Origin of the sequence: Sodalis sp. (in: enterobacteria), assembly GCF_051710625.1 — a bacterium.
GTDB lineage: Bacteria > Pseudomonadota > Gammaproteobacteria > Enterobacterales > Enterobacteriaceae > JBPESN01.
In genome coordinates, this window is sequence record NZ_JBPESN010000026.1 from 12,883 (window position 1) to 31,740 (window position 18,858).

An 18,858-nucleotide genomic window follows, 5' to 3' on the forward strand; every position below is an offset into this window, starting at 1 on the left:
CTGGCGAAAACTGCCCGCGCGCCGGCGCAGTCGTCCCCGCGGCCGGCTTTCCCGCCTTTGTATCAATTTAAGCGCGCGCCGTACAGGCCCGGCCCACCATCATCCCTAAGCCGTTTCCCGGCTGGCGGTTTCTTTCAGCACCCGTACCCGGTACTGCCCATCATCGCTCAGTTCAGCAGCGTGGATATCGGTTTCAAAACCCGGATAATACTGGCCGATCGAGCACAACATTAATAGAAAATCGAGCACCGCGCGGCTGCGTTCGGTGATCACCTCGCCGGGTATCACTACCGGTACCCCCGGCGGATACGGCAACAGCATATTGGCAGAGATGCGGCCGACCATTTGCGACAGCGCTATGGTTTCCACATTGCCGCGCACCTGCTGTTGAAACGCGGCATAGGGCGTCATTTTCATTTGGGGCAGTACCGCGAAAACACTGGGCATCAACTGCGGCAGATGATGCTGACGAATTAATTGGTGAATGCCCTGTGCCAAATTCTGTATGCGCACATGACGATAGAAATCAGGATCTTCCGCGTACAGATCCGGCAGCATATTGCGCACCCGAAGGTTGAGATCGTAGGCGCGCTTGAACTCGGTTAGACCGCGCAACGGGCTCATCGCCTTGGTTTTATCAAAACCGATACTGAACAGAAACAGTAAATTGTATGGCCCGGTTTTCTCGACCACTACGCCGCGCTCGTCGAGAAATTTAGCCACCAGCAAGGCCGGGATCCCCTCCGGCGCCATGTCGCGCCCAGCTCCACCGGCCAACAGACCGCGTCTTCAATAATCTCGGGTTGCCAAATATCGAAAAACTAGCCCTCCGACTCCTGACGTAAACGCTGGACCTCCTTACGAAAATGCAGCGCACGCTCAATGGAGCGTTGGATAAGCCGGCGCCCCGGTTTGCCGCGCACCATCGCCATCGCCATTTCGATGGAGGCCACAATGCCGTAATGGGGCGAGGTGCTGGTGTACACCATGTACGCTTCGTTAAAGGTGCATTCATCATAATTAGCCTTAATATGGATAACTTAGGCCTGTGAAAAGGCAGCCTGCAATTCGTGCGTCGATTGTGTCTCGAAAATGACTTTATCGGGGATCCGCTCTCCGCTCATGCCGCTTTTGCCGCTTTTGCCGCTTTTGCCGCTTTTGCCGCTTTTGCCGCGATAGATAGGATGAAAATTGGTGTACGGCACCCAGGCGGAGTCGAAATGGATTGACGGCACGGCCAGCGTCTGTTTGATGTGTTGCGTGTTATACAGCAGGCCATCATAGGTCGAATTGGTAATCACCGCATGCACAGGCCAGCTGGCCTGCGGAGTAGCCGCCACTTTCTTCGAGATACTTGCGCGGCTGAACAGGCGCTGCGGCTCGGCGTCAGGTAAATCGGCACGACATCGCTCATCAGCAGCAGATGGGCCAGCGACTTGTGGCAGTTGCGATCGATAAACACCGTACTGCCGGCGGGGCTGGCGTACATTCCTACGATTTTGTTGGAGGTGGAGGTGGAGGTGAAGGTGCCATTGGTCACCATGTAACTTTGTTCCGCGCCAAAGGTACGGGCAATATATTCTTCCGTTTCCAGATGTGGTCCGGTATGATCCAAAAGCGATCCCAGCTCGGTCACGGAAATCGATACATCCGCCTTTAGCGTATTGCCGCCAAAGAAGTCATAAAACAGGCTATTCACAGGGCTTTTTTGATAGGCGGTACCGGCCATATGTCCCGGGGTACAGAAAGTATATTTTCCCTCTTCAACATAATGGAATAGCGCCTTGGGCGGCGGCGGCATGATGGCGTCAATATATTCAGTGGTATATTGTCAAATACGCTGGCTGATATCAGCGGCGACGTTTAAACCGTACTCGAAAAAATACAGCGCCATGCGCATTTCATTGGCACTCACGTCCAGCACCGAGTGGGTGCTAATAAACGCATACAGCGGCAGGTATTCGTTGAACTCATTAATCGCCAGGCAAAGATCCATGCCATATTGTTCCCAGTCGAAAATAATCCCTGCGATGCGCTGGTTTTGCTCGAGTAAGGTCAATAAATCCTGGCTGCCGGTAGGGCAGACGATGTGATAGCCCTGGTCGGTCAGCGCCTGTGCCAATTCCCGTACGGGTTCGGCTTTGTAAAATACCTGATCCGGCAAAAGTATCGCAATAATGTTCATTCAGCGCATCCTTACAAAGGTCGTTCGCTCGCTTGTCTCGGCCTAACGATAAGCATAGCCGGCATTGCGGCTTGCCGACCCGAAATAGCAAAACACCCCCGCAGGCGCGAGCATGCGGGGTGTGAGACATCACCGGGCTGGCCCGGGCACCACCTGCGCCGGTGGCCGGCGCAGGCTATCAGCAATAGCCGTAATTCATCAGACGGTGATAACGGCGGTTCAGCAGCTCTTCCGTATTCAGGCCGTCAAGCTCGGCCAAATCGTCCAGCAGCTGCGCTTTCAGCGAGGCGGCAATGGCCGGCACATCGCGATGTGCGCCGCCCAACGGCTCCGGCACGATGCTATCGATAAGCTCCAGCTCTTTCAAGCGCGAGGCGATAATGCCCATGGCTTCGGCGGCGATAGGGGCTTTATCCGCGCTTTTCCACAAAATGGACGCGCAGCCTTCTGGGGAAATAACCGAATAGGTACTGTATTGCAGCATATTGACTTTGTCGCCTACGCCAATCGCCAGCGCCCCGCCGGAGCCGCCCTCGCCGATTACGGTGCAAATCACCGGCACGCGTAGGCCCGACATTTCACGCAGGTTTTTCGCGATAGCTTCGGACTGGCCGCGCTCTTCGGCGCCGACCCCCGGGTAAGCGCCCGGTGTGTCGATGAACGTGAGCAGCGGCAAGTTGAAACGATCTGCCATCTCCATCAGCCGCAGCGCCTTGCGATAACCTTCCGGTGCCGGCATGCCGAAGTTACGGCGGATTTTCTCTTTGGTTTCTCGCCCTTTCTGGTGGCCGATGGTCATGACCGGCCGTGAATCCAGACACGCGATGCCGCCGACGATAGCTTTATCGTCGGCATAGGCGCGATCGCCCGCCAGTTCGTCAAAATCAGTGAAGATATGGCGGACATAATCCAGCGTATAAGGACGCATAGGATGACGCGCCAGCTGAGCAATTTGCCAGGCGCCCAGATCGGAGAATATTTTCCGCGCCAGCTCCACGCTTTTTTCACGCAGGCGCTGCACCTCTTCATCCAGATTAATATCTAATTTTTCGTCTTGACTGCTGACTGAGGTCAGCGAGTCAATTTTCGCTTCCAGCTCTGCAATCGGTTGTTCAAAATCAAGAAAATTCAGACTCATAGTATTCCTATATTAGTCAAATTCCAGTTCCACCTGTTCATTTCCCACAAGTGTTCGCAAGTCATTCAGTAAACGGTCAGTCGGCGTCACCCGCCAGGCTGCCCCAAAGCGCAGCCGCGCGCGCGCATCTTGCCGTTGATAATAAAAATGCACTGGAATCGTCCCCGATCGATACGGTTCCAACGATAAACGGAGACGATTGAGAAGCTGGTCATCAATTTGCCTGTCGGTCAGCGAGATAGCAAGCCCGCGCGCATATTTTTCACGTGCTTCACTAATATCCATCAATTTACGGGCGCTCATCTTCAGGCCGCCGTTGAAATCATCGAAGCTAACCTGTCCTTGAGCGATAAGGATACGGTCTTTTCCCAGTAAATGCTGGTATTTTTCCAGCGCATCCGTGAACAGCATCACGTCCAGACGGCCGGAACGATCGTCGAGCGTGCAAACGCCGATGCGGTTGCCCCGCTTGGTCACCATCACCCGCGCGGACAACACCAGCCCCACCGCGGTAACCATCTTGCCACGCTCGGTGGGGTGCATATCCTTCAAGCGCACTCCGCCCGCATAGCGTTCAATCTCGCGCAGATATTGGGTGATGGGGTGGCCGGTCAAGTAGAGGCCGAGCGTTTCGCGTTCGCCGTCCAGCACCACCTGCTCCGGCCAAAGTGCCACGGTACTGTAGGACGCTTCCACCGCTGCCGGCTCCTCCGCCAGCACGCCAAACATATCGCCCTGACCAATGGCCTCGGCTTTGGCGTGCTGATCGGCGGTCTTAAGCGCGTCGCCGAGACTATTCATCAGCGCGGCGCGGTGCGGCCCAAGACGGTCGAAGGCGCCGGACATAATCAGCTTTTCCAGCACCCGGCGATTGAGTCTTTTGATATCGGTACGCGCGCACAGATCGAACAATTCACGGAAGTGTCCGTCCTGGTTACGCGCCTCGATAATCGCCTCGATAGGCCCTTCCCCCACGCCCTTGATGGCGCCGATGCCGTAGACTATCTTGCCCTCTGGGTTAACGTGAAAATGGTACTGCCCGCTGTTAATATCCGGCGGCAGGACCTTGAGGCCCATACGCAGACATTCGTCAACCAACCCCACCACCTTTTCGGTATTGTCCATATCGGCGGTCATCACCGCCGCCATGAACTCGGCGGGATAATGGGCCTTCAGCCACAGGGTTTGATACGACACCAGCGCATAGGCGGCGGAGTGAGATTTGTTAAAGCCGTAGCCGGCGAATTTCTCCACCAGATCGAAGATCTTCATCGACAGTTCGCCGTCGACGCCGATACTTTCCGCGCCGGCTTTGAACACCGAGCGCTGCTTGGCCATCTCCTCCGGTTTCTTTTTCCCCATCGCGCGGCGCAGCATATCCGCGCCGCCCAGGGTATAGCCCGCCAGGACCTGGGCTATCTGCATGACCTGTTCCTGGTAGAGGATGATGCCGTAAGTCGGCTCCAGCACGGGTTGCAGCAAGGCATGTTGCCACTCGATATCGGGATAGGAGATCGCTTCACGACCGTGCTTGCGGTCGATAAAGTTATCGACCATCCCCGATTGCAGCGGTCCGGGGCGGAACAGTGCCACCAGCGCGATCATATCCTCGAAACAGTCTGGCTGCAGGCGCTTTATCAGATCCTTCATGCCTCGCGATTCCAGCTGGAATACGGCAGTCGTTTCGGAGCGCTGCAGCATATCGAAGCTTTTCTTGTCATCCAAGGGGATAGCAGCGATATCAATGAGCTTCAGACCCTGACGTGCGCGGCGGGCGTTGATCATGTCCAGCGCCCAGTTGATGATGGTCAAGGTGCGCAGGCCGAGGAAGTCGAACTTCACCAGACCGGCGTATTCCACATCGTTCTTGTCGAACTGGGTCACCGGATGGTTGCCTTCGCCATCGCAGTAAAGCGGCGCAAAATCGGTAATTTTGGTCGGCGCGATCACCACGCCCCCGGCGTGTTTGCCGGCGTTGCGCGTGACCCCTTCAAGCTTGCGCGCCATATCAATCAGCGCTTTGACCTCTTCGTAGGCATCGTAAATCGCCTGCAATTGCGGCTCGGCGACAAAGGCTTTTTCCAGCGTCATACCAGGGTCGGGAGGCACCAGCTTGGAGATGCGATCCACAAAGCTGTAAGGATGCCCAAGCACCCGCCCGACGTCGCGGATCACCGCTTTGGCCGCCATGGTACCGAAGGTGATAATCTGCGAAACCGCGTCGCGACCGTAGGTTTCGGCCACGTGATCAATTACCAGATCGCGCTTTTCCATGCAGAAGTCGACGTCGAAGTCCGGCATCGATACGCGTTCCGGGTTCAGGAAGCGTTCAAACAGCAGATCGAACGCCAGCGGGTCAAGATCGGTGATATTCAGCGCATAGGCCACCAGCGAGCCCGCGCCGGATCCGCGGCCCGGCCCGACCGGGACGCCGTTATCCTTCGACCACTGGATAAACTCCATGACGATCAGGAAGTAACCCGGGAATCCCATCTGGTTTATCACCTGCAATTCGATAGCCAGACGTTCATCATAGGCCGCCCGTTTTCCCCGCCGCATATCGGCATCGGGGAACAGGAATGCCAACCGTTCCTCCAACCCTTTGCGCGCGCATTTGACCAGATAATCTTCGGTGGACATCTCGCCGGTCGGGAATTGCGGCAGAAAATATTCCCCGAGGCGGATGGTGACGTTACAGCGTCGGGCGATTTCCACGCTGTTGGCCAGCGCTTCCGGCAGATCGGCGAACAGCTCGCACATCTCCTCTTCGCTGCGCATATACTGCTGCAAACTGTAATTCCGCGGTCGTTTGGCGTCATCCAGGGTAAAGCCGTCGTGAATCGCCACCCGGATTTCGTGGGCGCCGAAATCGTCCGGGCTGGTAAAACGCACGTCATTGGTGGCCACGACCGGCAGTCCCCGACGCGCCGCCAGCTCAACCGCAGCATGCAGGTAGCTTTCTTCATCCGCCCGGCCGGTGCGGATAAGTTCCAGATAATAGCGGTCGGGGAAATAGCGCTCGTAGAACGCCAAACACTGTTCCACCTGCGCCATGTTGCCGCGCATCAGAAATTTGCCAACATCCCCTTTACGCGCCCCGGAGAGCAAAATCAGCCCTTCATTATGCTCAATCAGCCAGTCACGATCGATAACCGGCCCGGCAGCGCCGTATCCGCGCTTGTAGGCATCGGAAATCAGCAGGGTCAAATGCTGGTAGCCGACATTATTGTCCGCCAGAATGGTCAATTCCGCCAGCTCGTCACCCAGCATCTCGCTTTGTACAAAAAAATCCGCGCCGATAATCGGTTTGATGCCAGCGCCATGGGCGCTACCGTAAAATTTAACCAGCCCGCATAAATTGGTGAAATCGGTAATGGCCAGCGCCGGCATATGCAGGGCCTCGGCTTTTTTTACCAACGGGCCGATTTTGACTAGTCCATCTATCATGGAGTAGTCGCTATGTACGCGCAGGTGAATAAAACGTGGTTCGGCCATGTGCATTACCCGTTAAGAGATTTTGGCGCGACGAACGCGCCGCGCGACGGTGACAGGTTCATGCCAGCTCCAGCACACCCGCCGGACCGGCGCAAAGCTTCGCCGATGATGCACGGTCGCGCCGTGAAGCGCCAGCTTTCCAGATGGAAGGCGCTCGGGTACCCCTTTGCTGGGCGAAACCATATTCGGGGAACTGCAGATGCAACGCGGTCATCTCCCGGTCGCGGATGACTTTGGCAATGATGGAAGCGGCGCTAATTTCAGCCACCCGGCTATCGCCTTTCACTATCGCCTGCGACGGCATCGGTAACAGCGGGCAGCGATTACCGTCCACCAGCACAAAATCCGGTACCACCGCCAGACCCGCGACCGCCCGCTGCATGGCCAACAGGGTGGCCCGGTAAATATTGATACTGCCGATCTCAGAGGCTTCGGCGCGGCCCACCCTCCAGGCCAGGGCGCAGCGGGTTATTTCCTCATACAGCGCCTCGCGCCGCTTTTCACTCAGCTTTTTCGAGTCCACCAGCCCCAACACCGGCTGGGCGGGATCCAGGATCACGGCGGCGGTCACCACCGCCCCCACCAAGGGTCCGCGCCCCACTTCGTCGACGCCGGCAATAAGCGTCGCCGCAGGATAGATAAAAGATTTCGTCATGGGTTTCACTACTTGCAAAAGAATTAACGGTTAATCAGCGCCAGCACTGCGCGCGCCGCCTGTTCGTCGGCGTTACAGCGAATCTGTTGGTGCAGTTGGCGAAACGTCGCCAGCAACGTCGCGCGCTGGTCATTATCGTCAAGCAGCGCCTCCAGGGCTGCCGCCAGCGCCTCCGGCTGGCACGCTTCCTGCAACAGCTCTTTGACCAGTTCACGGCCGGCCAGCAAATTGGGCAGCGACACCCACGGCGTCTTCACCAACCGCCGCGCCAGCGCGAACGTCAGGGGCTTCATGCGATAGTTCACTACCATCGGACACTTCGCCAGCATGCACTCTAGGGACGCGGTGCCGGAAGCAAGCAGGGCGGCATCGGCGGCGATCATGGCCTGGAGGGCCTGGTTGTCCAAAAGCCGTACCGGCAACGTCGGCGCTACCGCCGCCAAGATGTGCTCAAACTGCGCCCGCCGGGCCGGATTCACCAACGGTACGACAATCTCCAGCCCTGGGAAGCGCGCATACAACCGCTCGGCGGCGCGCAGAAAGTCCGCGCTCAGCATCGCCACCTCGCTTTGGCGGCTGCCCGGCAGCAGCGCCAGGCAGCGCGCCTCAGCGGTAATACCCAGCGACTGGCGCGCGGCGACTTTATCCGGATCGAGAGGCATGGCGTCCGCCAGCGTATGGCCGATAAACTGGCAGGGGACATTATAGCGGTCGTAAAACGCCTTCTCGAACGGCAGGAAGGCCAGTACGTTATCCGTGGCGCGGCCGATTTTAAACACCCGCTTCTGCCGCCAGGCCCAGACGGAGGGGCTGACATAATGGATAGTGCGGATGCCGCGCCGCTTAAGGCGGCCTTCCAGCGCAATCGTAAAATCCGGCGCATCAATACCGACAAAGACGTCGGGACGCAGCGCGGTAAAGCGGCGGGTCAAGTCGCGGCGAATACGCAGCAGCCGCGGCAGGCGCTCGACCACCTCCACGATGCCCATCACCGCCAGCTCTTCCGTGTCATACCAGGCTTCCATCCCTTCCGCCTGCATACGCGGGCCGGCAACGCCGACGAAGCGGGCCTCCGGCAAATGGCCGCGCAGCGCGCGTATCAACCCGGCGCCGAGGATATCCCCCGACGTCTCGCCGGCCACCAGACCGATAGTGATGGGGCATGCCAACATAATTAGCGGATAATACCGCGCTGGGAGCGTGACAGAAAGTCCAGGAAAATATTAACCACCTGATGTTCCTGCGCCAGCGCTTCCAGCTCCGGCTTGGCTTCGTCGAGAGTTTTGCCGCTGCGGTAAATAATCTTGTAGGCGGTGCGTATCGCGTGCAGCGCGGCGCGATCGAAACCGCGTCGCTTCAGCCCTTCGATATTCAGGCCGAAAGGCGTGGCGTGATTACCCTGGGCAATAACAAACGGTGGCACATCCTGGGCAACGCCGGAACAGCCGCCGACCATTACGTGGGCGCCGATGACGCAGAACTGATGTACCGCGGTCATACCGCCGATAATGGCGTAATCGTCGACCGCCACATGGCCGCCGAGCGTGGCGTTATTCGCCATAATGCAGTGGCTGCCTACCGTACAGTCGTGGGCAACATGGGCATTCACCATCAGCAAATTGTCGCTACCGACCTGGGTGACTTCTCCGCCTTGTATCGTGCCACGATGAATGGTCACGCTTTCCCTAATCCGGTTACGGTGCCCGATTTCGACCCGCGTGGGCTCCCCGGCATATTTCAGATCCTGATTAACATCGCCCAGTGAGGCGAACGGGTAAATCTGGTTATCTTCACCTGTGCGGGTGATGCCGGTCACCACCACGTGGGACTTAAGCACCGTACGCGCGCCGATTTCGACCTGCGGCCCGATAACGCAAAACGGGCCGATATGCACGTCGGCGTGGATGATAGCGCCGTCTTCCACAATAGCGCTGGGATGTATGTAGGCCGATTGATCAATCACGTATTCAGGCCTCCCGACGACGGGCGCACATCATCGACGCTTCACAAGCCACTTCACCATCAACTTTGGCAACACCTTTGAAGCGCGCGACGCCGCGACGCTCTTTAATGAATTCTACTTCGAGGATCATCTGATCGCCCGGCTGTACCGGACGTTTAAAACGGGCTTCATCAATGGCGGCGAAATAATAGAGTTCCCCCGGCGCCAGCTTACCGGTGCTTTTAAACGCCAGAATGCCGGTCGCCTGTGCCATGGCTTCCAGAATCAGTACACCGGGGAAAATCGGTTTACCCGGGAAATGGCCCTGAAAAAAGGGTTCATTGAAGGAAACATTCTTTACCGCCCGCAGGAACTTCTCTTTCTCGAAATCCAGCACGCGGTCCACCAGCAAAAACGGAAAGCGGTGGGGCAAAAGTTCTAATATCTCTTCAATATGCAGAGTATGAGTGTCAGTAGTCAAAATACTCTTCCTGTCTATAAAAAATGTGGCATTAACAACACGGCCTGCTTTAATCCCGGCAGGACAAAACAAGCAGGCCGCGAATATAATAATGGCTCACCGGGCAACAGTGCCGTGACGCGCATTATCCTCTATAAGGGGCGGGAGCGATTAGTTTTTTGCTAATTTTCGCTCGATAGCTTTCATCCGCTTGCTCATATCGCTGATATTCATGACTAATGCGGCGGTCTTCCGCCACTCTTTATTCGGTTGCAGCGGGATCCCGGATGAGTAGACGCCGGGTTCGGTTATCGGGCGCATTACCATGCCCATGCCGGTTACCGTAACTTTATCGCAGATAGTTATATGGCCATTGATGACGCTTGCGCCGCCAATCATGCAATAGCGGCCAATAGTCAGGCCGCCCGCCATGATAACACCGCCGGCAACCGCGGTATTGTCACCAATAACCACGTTATGTGCAATCTGGCACTGATTATCAATAATCACGCCGTTGCCGATGCGGGTATCGTCCAGCGCGCCGCGATCGATGGTGGTGCAAGCGCCGATTTCAACCCGATCGCCAATGATAACGCGTCCCAGCTGCGGTATCTTGATCCAGTTGCCGCGATCGTTGGCATAGCCGAAGCCGTCTGCGCCGATCACGGTACCGGATTGAATCAGGCAACGCTCGCCGATGGAAATCCCGTGATACACGGTGACGTTGGCCCATAAGCGCGTGCCGGCGCCGATACGGGTATTTTTACCGACAAAACAACCAGGGCCGATTATCACGTCATCCCCGAGCACGACGCCGGATTCAATCACGGCGTTAGCGCCCACCGCCACCCCCTGTCCCAGGGTAGCGTCCGGCGCAATGACCGCCCTGGCGCCGATATCCTCGACGGGTTTCGGCGTGGTGTCCATCAACTGCGCCATACGGGCGTAAGTCAGGTAAGGGTTGCTGACCACCAGCGCGGCGCCGGTGAAGAAAGGCAGACTGTCGGCGGTGAGCACCACCGCCGACGCCTGACAGGAAGAAAGTTTTTCACGAAAGCGGCTGTCCGAGAGAAACGTAATCTGGCCCGCTTGCGCGCTGCCCATGGAGGCAATGCCGGTGATGACAATATCGCCATCACCGTGCAATTGTGCATCCAACTGCTGTGCTAAATCAGCCAGTCGAATTGAAGACATGACTTATTTAACCTGCTTCAGAACGTCAGCGGTGATGTCTTTGACGTTGGTGGCGTAAGCCACGGCGTTAGCATCGATCACCACGTCATAGCCTTCTTTGGTGGCTACACTCTTCACCGCATCCTGAATGCGGCTCAGAATCTTGTTACGTTCTTCCGTCTGGCGACGACGGTTGTCCTGCTCAAACGCCTGCGCTTTGGTGGAGAAGGTTTCGCGCTGCGCCATCACCGATTTCTCCAGTGAGCTGCGCTCGCTGGCTTTCATGGTGGAGCCGTCACGCTGCAAACGCTGCAAACGCTGCACCTTGGTCTGCAGGTCACGTTCCATGGACTGAAGTTCGGTGGCGCGGCCCTTAAATTCGTTTTCGAGCTGTTTAGCGACCACGGCCCGCTGCGGCGACTGCTGGAAAATACTGGAGACGTTAACCACAGCGATTTTATCGGCAGCTTGCGCGACGGTGGAGGTGGCGAGTGCTAAACCCAGGCCCGCGGCATATAACCACTTTTTCACTATAAACTCCTTAACCACTATTTGTGTCTTGCTTCAATGTAAAGCCAGGCGACGGTGAAAACATGCTTTTCACGTAACATCTCTGTACTGCGTCAATGCCCCTGTCGCCCTGCTCCTTAGCCTACACATCATCCCGTGTAATATTACCACGTTTTGCCGATATTAAACTGGAACTGCTCTGACTTGTCGCCGTCGTATTTCTTGACCGGCTGCGCATAAGAGAATACCAACTGCCCCAGCGACGACATTCACTGCAGGGCGATACCGCTGGAAATACAAATATTGCCCGGATCGCTATAGTCCGGAATACCGACTGCGCGGGTGGCGCTGGTATTTTACCAGCTGGTATCCCACACGGTACCGCCATCGACAAACAGCGAAGTGCGCACCGAGTTGGCATTCTTCTCACTCAAGAACGGCGTCGGCACGATAAGTTCGGCGCTGGCAATCGCCATCGCGTTACCCCGCCCACGGCGTCGCTGGATTTGTCCACTGGACAATCACTATAGCAAGTATTGCCGCTATTGCACTTATAATACGCCGCTTTCGGACCAATGGTATTGGAACGGAAACCGCGCACCGTATTGGAACCACCAGCATAGAAGTTGTCGTAGAACGGCACGTCCTTGCCGCCCAGACTGACGCCATCCACCGTGAAGTACGGATCGGTCATCGACAGCTCGGCATAGGTCTGGTAGTCGTTCTCGGTGCCGCTAAAGCCGACGGAGTTACCGGTCCCCAGCCAGTTATCCTGCTGGATACCGAACTGGAAGCTGACGTCGCTCTCGGTCCCGAAGCCGACGCCGACGTTGACACTGCCGGTGTTGCGCTCTTTCACCTTGTAGACCACGTCCACCTGATCCGGCGAACCGGGCACACGCTGGGTCTCGTGTCTACAGTTTCAAAGTAGCCCAGGCGATTAAGGCGCTTTTTACCCTGATCGACCAGATTGCTGCCGAGCCAGGCGCCTTTCATCTGGCGCATTTCACGGCGCAGCACGAAATCCTTGGTGATATCGTTGCCTTCAAAACGTACGTGGCGGACGTAGAACCGGTTGCCCGCGTCGACGCTGATGTGCAGCTTAACCGTTTTATCCGCGTCGTTGATTTCCGGCTGCGTCGCCACGCGAGGATAGGCATAGCCGTAACGACCCAGCAATTGCTTGATGTCGTTCTCCATCTTGGTAACCTTGGCGCCGTTGTACAGTTCGCACGGCTGTGCCTTGGCCAACTGCTCGATTTCGGCGGAGTGGCTGGCCATGTTGCCGTTGACCACCGTACCGGACAGCTTGTATTGCGCGCCTTCGGTGATATTCAGGGTGATATAAATACCCTTTTTATCCGGCGTCAGGCTGACCTGCGTAGAGTCGATATTGAAGCGGGTATAGCCGCGGTCAAGATAAAAGCTGCGCAGGGTTTCCAGGTCGCCGGCTAGCTTTTGCTTTTGGTATTTGCGATCGCCCACTACGTTCCACCACGGCACTTCATCGCGCAGCTGGAAGCGTGAAATCAGCTCATCGGTCGTGAAGGCGTGATTGCCGACAATATTGATTTGCTGAATTTTGGCCGATACGTCTTCGGTGAAGACCAGCTTGAGATCAACGCGGTTGCGCGGCAGCGGCGTGACCACCGCCTTGACCGTAGCGCTGTATTTCCCGGCGCTGTAGTAGAAGTCCTCAAGACCTTTTTCGATATTGGAAATGGTAGTGCAGTCAAGTGCCTTGCCGACCCGAACGCCCTGGGCATCCAGGTTTTGCTTGAGCATTTCTTCCTTCACCGTTTTGTTGCCGGAGAAGGTAATGCTGGCAATGGTCGGACGCTCCTTGCCCTGTACGACCAGTGAATCTCCGTCACGCAGTACCCGGATATCCTCAAAGTTTCCGGTAGCGAAGAGCGCGCGGATAGTATTGCCGATATCTTTATCGGTCGCCGTGTCGCCAACACGGATCGGTATACTGAGTAACGCCGCACCGACGGCGACCCGTTGCAGTCCTTCGAAATGAAGGTCCTTCACTACGAACTTGTCTGCACCGTATACGGTAGCGCTGCTAAGAAGCAGCAATGCTATGAGCAACTTTTTCATCGCCATCGCGGTTATGCGTTCTTCCTAACACAATCTCAGGCTATCATAACCTGGAGAAATCATTGAAAAGTGTAGTGGTCAACTAAAACTGACCACCGCGTTAGCGTTTTCCAGTATCTATTTTCTGATTCGTTTGGTGGCAACCGAGCGTTATATTTATGCGGCCTGAGTGCGCTGTAATATCCCACGATATAGTCGGTAATTTCATGAACTGCTTTGCTGAAGCTTATGTAGCCCGTTACCGGTATCCACTCGTTTTTCAGACTTCTGAAGAAGCGCTCCATCGGACTGTTATCCCAATAGTTACCCCGCCGACTCATGCTTTGTTTGATCCGGTAACGCCACAGCAACTGCCGGAACTGCCTGCTCGTATAGTGGCTACCCTGATCGCTGTGGAACATCAGTCCGGCTGGTTTACCACGCGTTTCCCATGCCATTTTCAGTGCTTTGATGGTCAGTCTGCTGTCCGGGGAGAGCCACATAGGCCCAGCCCACCGGTTTCCTCGCGAACAGATCAAGAACAACTGCAAGGTATGCCCAGCGTTTCCCGGTCCAGATATACGTCACATCGCCGCACCATACTTGGTTTGGCTCCGTTACAGCGAACTGGCGCTTAAGATAATTCGAGATCGCAACATGCTCCTGACCGCCACGCTTATACCTGTGCGTCGGCTGCTGACAACTGACCAGCCCCAGCTCTTTCATGAGCCTGCCTGCGAGCCAGCGCCCCATCCGGAAGCCTCTCTGGGTTGCCATGGTGGCAATACTTCTCGCGCCAGCGGCACCATGGCTGATATTGTGCAGTTCATAAACCTGACTGCGCAATACCATTCGCCTGCCGTCTGGCCTGTCAGGAGGATTTTTCCAGTATTTGTAACTGCTGCGATGAACCCTGAACACGTGGCAGAGTGTGGCCACAGGATAATGCGCTCTGAGTTTCCCGATTAACGAGAACTGTTCAGGGAGTCTGACATCAAGAGCGCTGTAGCCTTTTTTAATATTTCGTTTTCCATTTCAATGCGTTGTACCTTCTTCTTGAGCTCACGTATTTCGATTTGTTCCGGGGTTATGGGAGAGGCTTTTGGCGTTTTCCCCTGTCGCTTATCACGCAGTTGTTTTACCCATTTCGTCATCGTAGAAAAACCGACGTCCATGGCTTTTGCTGCTTGCGCGGCGGTGTAATTTTGGTCGACAACCAGTTGAGCGGAATTGCGTTTGAATTCAGGACTAAAATTTCTTCTTTTTATTGGTGCACCCGTGTTGTTCTGAGGTGAGCATATCACCTCTGTTCAGGTGGCCAAATTCAGTGTGCCACTACAAATACCTAGCGCCACGATCGCATCCTGCTTGTTCGGCTCAAACTGCCAGTCGCGTAAATCCAGCGTTTTCTGCTCGGCGCTTTGGGAGCCGAACAGGGCGACGCCGCGGGTGCTTTCACCGTCGTCAATCTTGTCGATGAGCTGCAGACGAACTGAATCCCAATCAAGCGTTTCGATACCGTCAACCGACTTAAGTTCCATGCCGGGAGAAATTTCGACCTGAGCCGCGATAGAATGCGGGGCCACTTCGCCGGTCATCGGCCGATAGCTCGGCACGCCGATAAGAAACACCAGCCAGTAGGCAAAAATAGCGAAAAAAAAGTTAAATACCGGTCCGGCGGCTATGATCGCGGCACGTTGCCAGACGGTTTCGTGGTTGAACGCTTCATGACGACGTTCGGGCGCGACGGTGTCTACCCGCTCATCCAGTATTTTGACATAGTCACCCAGGGGAATAGCGGCGATAACATATTCCGTGCCGCGTTTATCGCGCCGACGCCAGAGCGCGCACCCGAAACCGATGGAAAAACGTTCCACCGTCACGCTGTAGCGGCGGGCCACCCAGAAATGACCGAACTCGTGCACCGTTATCAAAACGCCCAGCGTCACGATAAACGCGGCAAGACTCCAGAAAAAGTGCAGCATAAGCGCTTCTAGTCCCGACTCAGATAGCATTAAAGACCAGCAGCATCAGATAGGCGAACACCGGCACTGCGGCGGTCAGGCTGTCTATACGATCTAAAATGCCGCCATGGCCGGGGATTAAACGGCCGCTGTCCTTGATACCGGCCTCCCGTTTGAACATACTTTCGGTTAAATCACCCAACACCGACGCCAGCGCCGCCACGATTGAGCAGACCAGCAGCGTAAGCGGTGCGGCGTCAAGCGGCGCATACTTGCCAAACAGCCAGGCGATGACCGCGGAGGTGACCAACCCGCCCACCAACCCTTCCCAGGTCTTACCGGGAGAGACTTTTGGCGCCAGCTTATGGCGACCCTGCGCGCGCCCGAACATGTAAGCGCCGGAATCCGCGCCCCAACACCAGCACCATGACATACAATAGCCACCAGGCGCCGGTGAAGTGGTTAATCTCATAATGGTGCTGACGCAGCGCTAGCATGCCCCAGAAGAAGGGCAAAATGGTCAGGATGTCGAACGCCAGCAGCAGCGCCACTAGCCACCAGGCCAGGGCGGCCCACAGGGCATATTGCGCCTGTCAGACGGTCACGAACGGCCGCTAGGGCGGCACGGTGAGCACCATCAGCCCCCTGCAAGCAGACCGCAGAGAATGGCCAGCCAGATGCGCTGGCTGCGCGAGGCCAGTCCCGCGAGCTGGCCCCATTCCCAGGCGCTGAGCATGCACACCGCGAGGGTGACCAGGGTAAAGCCGACCGGTGACAACAAAAACAGTGCGGCGATAACGATGGGTATCAGGACCAAGGCAGTAATCAGGCGATACTTCAGCAAAAATCCCCCCTAGAATGCGTTGGCATCATTAGGTGTTGTTCCACCGAAACGCGAGGTGTCGCCGATGATCCGCAGCCGGACGTTATGCTTGTGCAGGCTTTTCACTTCGTTATCCAGCGCCCGGATAAACAGCTCCATCAGCGCGGACACTTCCTGGTTGGGTCGGTTCCAGTTTTCGCTACTGAACGCATACAGCGTCAACGCGCCGAAATGGTGGCTGACGGCAAAGCTTACCGCGCGGCGGACCGACTTGACGCTGGCCTGGTGACCGAAGATACGTAATTTCCCCCGGTTTTTAGCCCAGCGACCGTTGCCATCCATAATAATAGCCACATGGCGTGGTGAGGAGAAAGGCAACGCTTTTGGCTCTTGCTGATTTTCGGACGACATCACGCTTACCTATTTCCTCACTGAGAATACCACTGTCTTACCGGAACAAAGGGCCCCGAACGCGCAAAAAAGCCGTGTGCATACACGGCCTGTAACTGATTTTACCCGGCTGGCCTTCATCGACGGGATAAGTGGCGCAGACTATATCATTTTGCCGGGGGATTAAATTTCCATTAATTCCGCTTCTTTTTCCGCCAGGGCGCTATCAAGCTTTTTGATCCAGGCGTCGGTCAGCTTCTGGATCTCGTCGTGGGAACGACGATCTTCATCTTCATCGATGGTTTTGTCTTTCAACAGCGCCTTCACCTTGTCGTTGGCATCGCGGCGGACATTGCGCACCGATACCCTGCCCTGTTCCGCCTCGGCGCGCACGACCTTTATCAGGTCGCGGCGGCGCTCTTCGGTCAGCGGCGGCAGCGGTACGCGAATCACCGTGCCGGCGGAAAACGGATTGAGCCTCAGATCGGAGGCCATGATGGCCTTTTCCACCGCCGGTGCCAGCGTGCGGTCAAAGAAGCTGATGGCCAGGGTACGGGAATCCTCGGCAATAATATTGGCCAGCTGGCGCAGCGGCGTCAGCGAGCCATAATACTCGATCTGAATACCGTCAAGCAGGCTCGGGGAAGCGCGGCCCGTACGGACTTTGCTGATGTGGCTTTTGAACGCGTCGACGCATTTTTCCATGCGAATCTCGGCATCTTTACGGATTTCATTAATCACGTTGCGAACCCTTGAGACTTGGTTATCCGGGCGGACCGTGGCCGTTGGTTGCCAGGCCCCGTTATGCATTACTTGGTAATCAAGGTGCCTTCTTTATCACCCATGACCACCCGCCGTAACGCGCCAGGCTTGTTCATATTGAACACGCGTATCGGCAGATTGTGATCCCGCGCCAGAGTGAAGGCGGCCAGATCCATAACTTTCAATTCTTTCTCCAGCACATCCTGATAGCTCAGCTGATCGTAAAGTGTAGCATCCGGATGTTTTACCGGATCGGCGGAAAAGACGCCATCCACTTTCGTAGCTTTCAGCACGGCTTCGGCTTCGATTTCAATGCCGCGCAGACAGGCAGCGGAATCGGTGGTGAAGAAGGGATTGCCGGTACCGGCGGCGAAAATCACGACGCGGTTATTGCGCAACAGACTGATGGCTTCGGCCCAGCTGTAATTATCGCAGACGCCGTTCAGAGGAATCGCCGACATCAGGCGGGCGTTAACATAGGCGCGGTGCAATGCGTCGCGCATCGCCAGACCGTTCATCACAGTCGCCAACATTCCCATATGATCGCCCACCACGCGGTTCATACCGGCCTTTGCCAGCCACGCACCGCGGAACAAGTTGCCGCCGCCGATGACCACGCCCACCTGAATACCCAACTCCACCAGTTCTTTCACTTCCTGGGCTATGCGCTCCAGCACGCTGGCGTCGATACCAAAACCGTCGGCGTCGGCGCCCTGCAGGGCTTCACCGCTCAATTTGAGCAGAATACGCTGGTAAATGGGTTTTGCGTTGGTTGCCATTTGATCTGTTCCTTGAGAGCGATTTGATGGGATGGAATTAACCTGGTGCCGCGCCCGGCTGATAAGTGCGGCACACGTCGTCTGACACTATTCCGGCTCATTAAAAAGCGGAACCGCCAGCAGGCAGTTCCCAACAACTTAATTAAAACTGCTTACCCATCGGGCCACTTCGGCGGCGAAATCGACTTCAGCTTTCTCAATGCCTTCGCCCACTTCAAAACGGATAAAGTTATTGATTTTGGCACCGTGTTTGCCCAGCAGCTGACTGTAGTGGTCAACTAAAACTGGCCACCGCGTTAGCGTTTTCCAGTATCTATTTTCTGATTCGTTTGGTGGCAACCCACCGTTATATTTATGCTGCCTGAGTGCGCTGTAATATCCCACGATATAGTCGGTAATTTCATGAACTGCTTCGCTGAAGCTTATGTAGCCCGTTACCGGTATCCACTCGTTTTTCAGACTTCTGAAGAAGCGCTCCATCGGACTGTTATCCCAATAGT

Annotated in this window: 10 protein-coding genes and 8 pseudogenes; 1 reads left to right on the forward strand and 17 read right to left on the reverse strand. The window is 56.2% G+C overall.

Translation table 11 applies throughout. From position 1 onward, the window contains the following. Positions 1-105: 105 nt before the first annotated feature. The 16 genes and pseudogenes from ACTBDU_RS08535 to pyrH all read right to left on the reverse strand — a co-directional run bounded on the left by ACTBDU_RS08535 (position 106) and on the right by pyrH (position 18,358). A pseudogene (locus tag ACTBDU_RS08535) lies at positions 106-2,185 on the reverse strand (lysine decarboxylase LdcC). Between the two features lie 178 nt (positions 2,186-2,363). Next, positions 2,364-3,323: an acetyl-CoA carboxylase carboxyl transferase subunit alpha gene (accA, locus tag ACTBDU_RS08540; protein ID WP_438806178.1), complete on the reverse strand. Its 960-nt coding sequence runs from the start codon at positions 3,321-3,323 to the stop codon at positions 2,364-2,366. Between the two features lie 12 nt (positions 3,324-3,335). Further along, positions 3,336-6,818: a DNA polymerase III subunit alpha gene (dnaE, locus tag ACTBDU_RS08545; RefSeq protein ID WP_438806179.1), complete on the reverse strand. Its 3,483-nt coding sequence runs from the start codon at positions 6,816-6,818 to the stop codon at positions 3,336-3,338. Positions 6,819-6,830: 12 nt separating this feature from the next. Then, positions 6,831-7,473 (reverse strand): annotated as a pseudogene (rnhB, locus tag ACTBDU_RS08550) (ribonuclease HII). Positions 7,474-7,496: 23 nt separating this feature from the next. Further along, a complete protein-coding gene (gene lpxB, locus ACTBDU_RS08555) occupies positions 7,497-8,645 on the reverse strand; it encodes a lipid-A-disaccharide synthase (RefSeq protein ID WP_438806180.1) in 1,149 nt (382 codons plus the stop codon). Between the two features lie 2 nt (positions 8,646-8,647). Then, positions 8,648-9,436 carry an acyl-ACP--UDP-N-acetylglucosamine O-acyltransferase gene (lpxA, locus tag ACTBDU_RS08560; protein WP_438806181.1) on the reverse strand — a complete coding sequence of 263 codons (789 nt, stop codon included), beginning with the start codon at positions 9,434-9,436 and terminating at the stop codon, positions 8,648-8,650. Positions 9,437-9,440: 4 nt separating this feature from the next. Next, on the reverse strand, positions 9,441-9,896 hold the full coding sequence (fabZ, locus tag ACTBDU_RS08565; protein WP_438806182.1) for a 3-hydroxyacyl-ACP dehydratase FabZ: 456 nt from the start codon (positions 9,894-9,896) through the stop codon (positions 9,441-9,443). 150 nt (positions 9,897-10,046) lie between these two features. Further along, entirely contained in the window at positions 10,047-11,069 is a 1,023-nt protein-coding gene (gene lpxD / locus ACTBDU_RS08570; RefSeq protein ID WP_438806183.1) for a UDP-3-O-(3-hydroxymyristoyl)glucosamine N-acyltransferase, read from the reverse strand. 3 nt (positions 11,070-11,072) lie between these two features. Then, complete coding sequence (skp, locus tag ACTBDU_RS08575; protein WP_438806184.1) at positions 11,073-11,579, reverse strand: molecular chaperone Skp; 507 nt, start codon at positions 11,577-11,579, stop codon at positions 11,073-11,075. A gap of 143 nt (positions 11,580-11,722) precedes the next feature. Beyond that, positions 11,723-13,667, reverse strand: a pseudogene (gene bamA / locus ACTBDU_RS08580) (outer membrane protein assembly factor BamA). A gap of 53 nt (positions 13,668-13,720) precedes the next feature. After that, a pseudogene (locus ACTBDU_RS08585) lies at positions 13,721-14,908 on the reverse strand (IS3 family transposase). A 72-nt stretch (positions 14,909-14,980) separates the two neighbouring features. Continuing rightward, a pseudogene (gene rseP / locus ACTBDU_RS08590) lies at positions 14,981-15,625 on the reverse strand (RIP metalloprotease RseP); the annotation flags it as partial. 19 nt (positions 15,626-15,644) lie between these two features. Further along, a pseudogene (locus ACTBDU_RS08595) lies at positions 15,645-16,448 on the reverse strand (phosphatidate cytidylyltransferase). A 45-nt stretch (positions 16,449-16,493) separates the two neighbouring features. Next, a pseudogene (gene uppS / locus ACTBDU_RS08600) lies at positions 16,494-16,838 on the reverse strand (polyprenyl diphosphate synthase); the annotation flags it as partial. A 162-nt stretch (positions 16,839-17,000) separates the two neighbouring features. Continuing rightward, positions 17,001-17,558, reverse strand: coding sequence for a ribosome recycling factor (frr, locus tag ACTBDU_RS08605; protein WP_438806185.1), 558 nt, complete (start codon positions 17,556-17,558; stop codon positions 17,001-17,003). A gap of 68 nt (positions 17,559-17,626) precedes the next feature. After that, complete coding sequence (gene pyrH, locus ACTBDU_RS08610) at positions 17,627-18,358, reverse strand: UMP kinase (protein ID WP_438806186.1); 732 nt, start codon at positions 18,356-18,358, stop codon at positions 17,627-17,629. Positions 18,359-18,403: 45 nt separating this feature from the next. Between pyrH and ACTBDU_RS08615 the strand changes: the two genes are divergently transcribed. Then, positions 18,404-18,640, forward strand: a complete 237-nt coding sequence (locus tag ACTBDU_RS08615) for a hypothetical protein (RefSeq protein ID WP_438806187.1) — start codon at positions 18,404-18,406, stop codon at positions 18,638-18,640. On the opposite strand, the pseudogene ACTBDU_RS08620 reads toward ACTBDU_RS08615, so the two are convergent. After that, a pseudogene (locus tag ACTBDU_RS08620) lies at positions 18,633-18,858 on the reverse strand (IS3 family transposase); the annotation flags it as partial. The gene ACTBDU_RS08615 and the pseudogene ACTBDU_RS08620 sit on opposite strands and share 8 nt — an antisense overlap.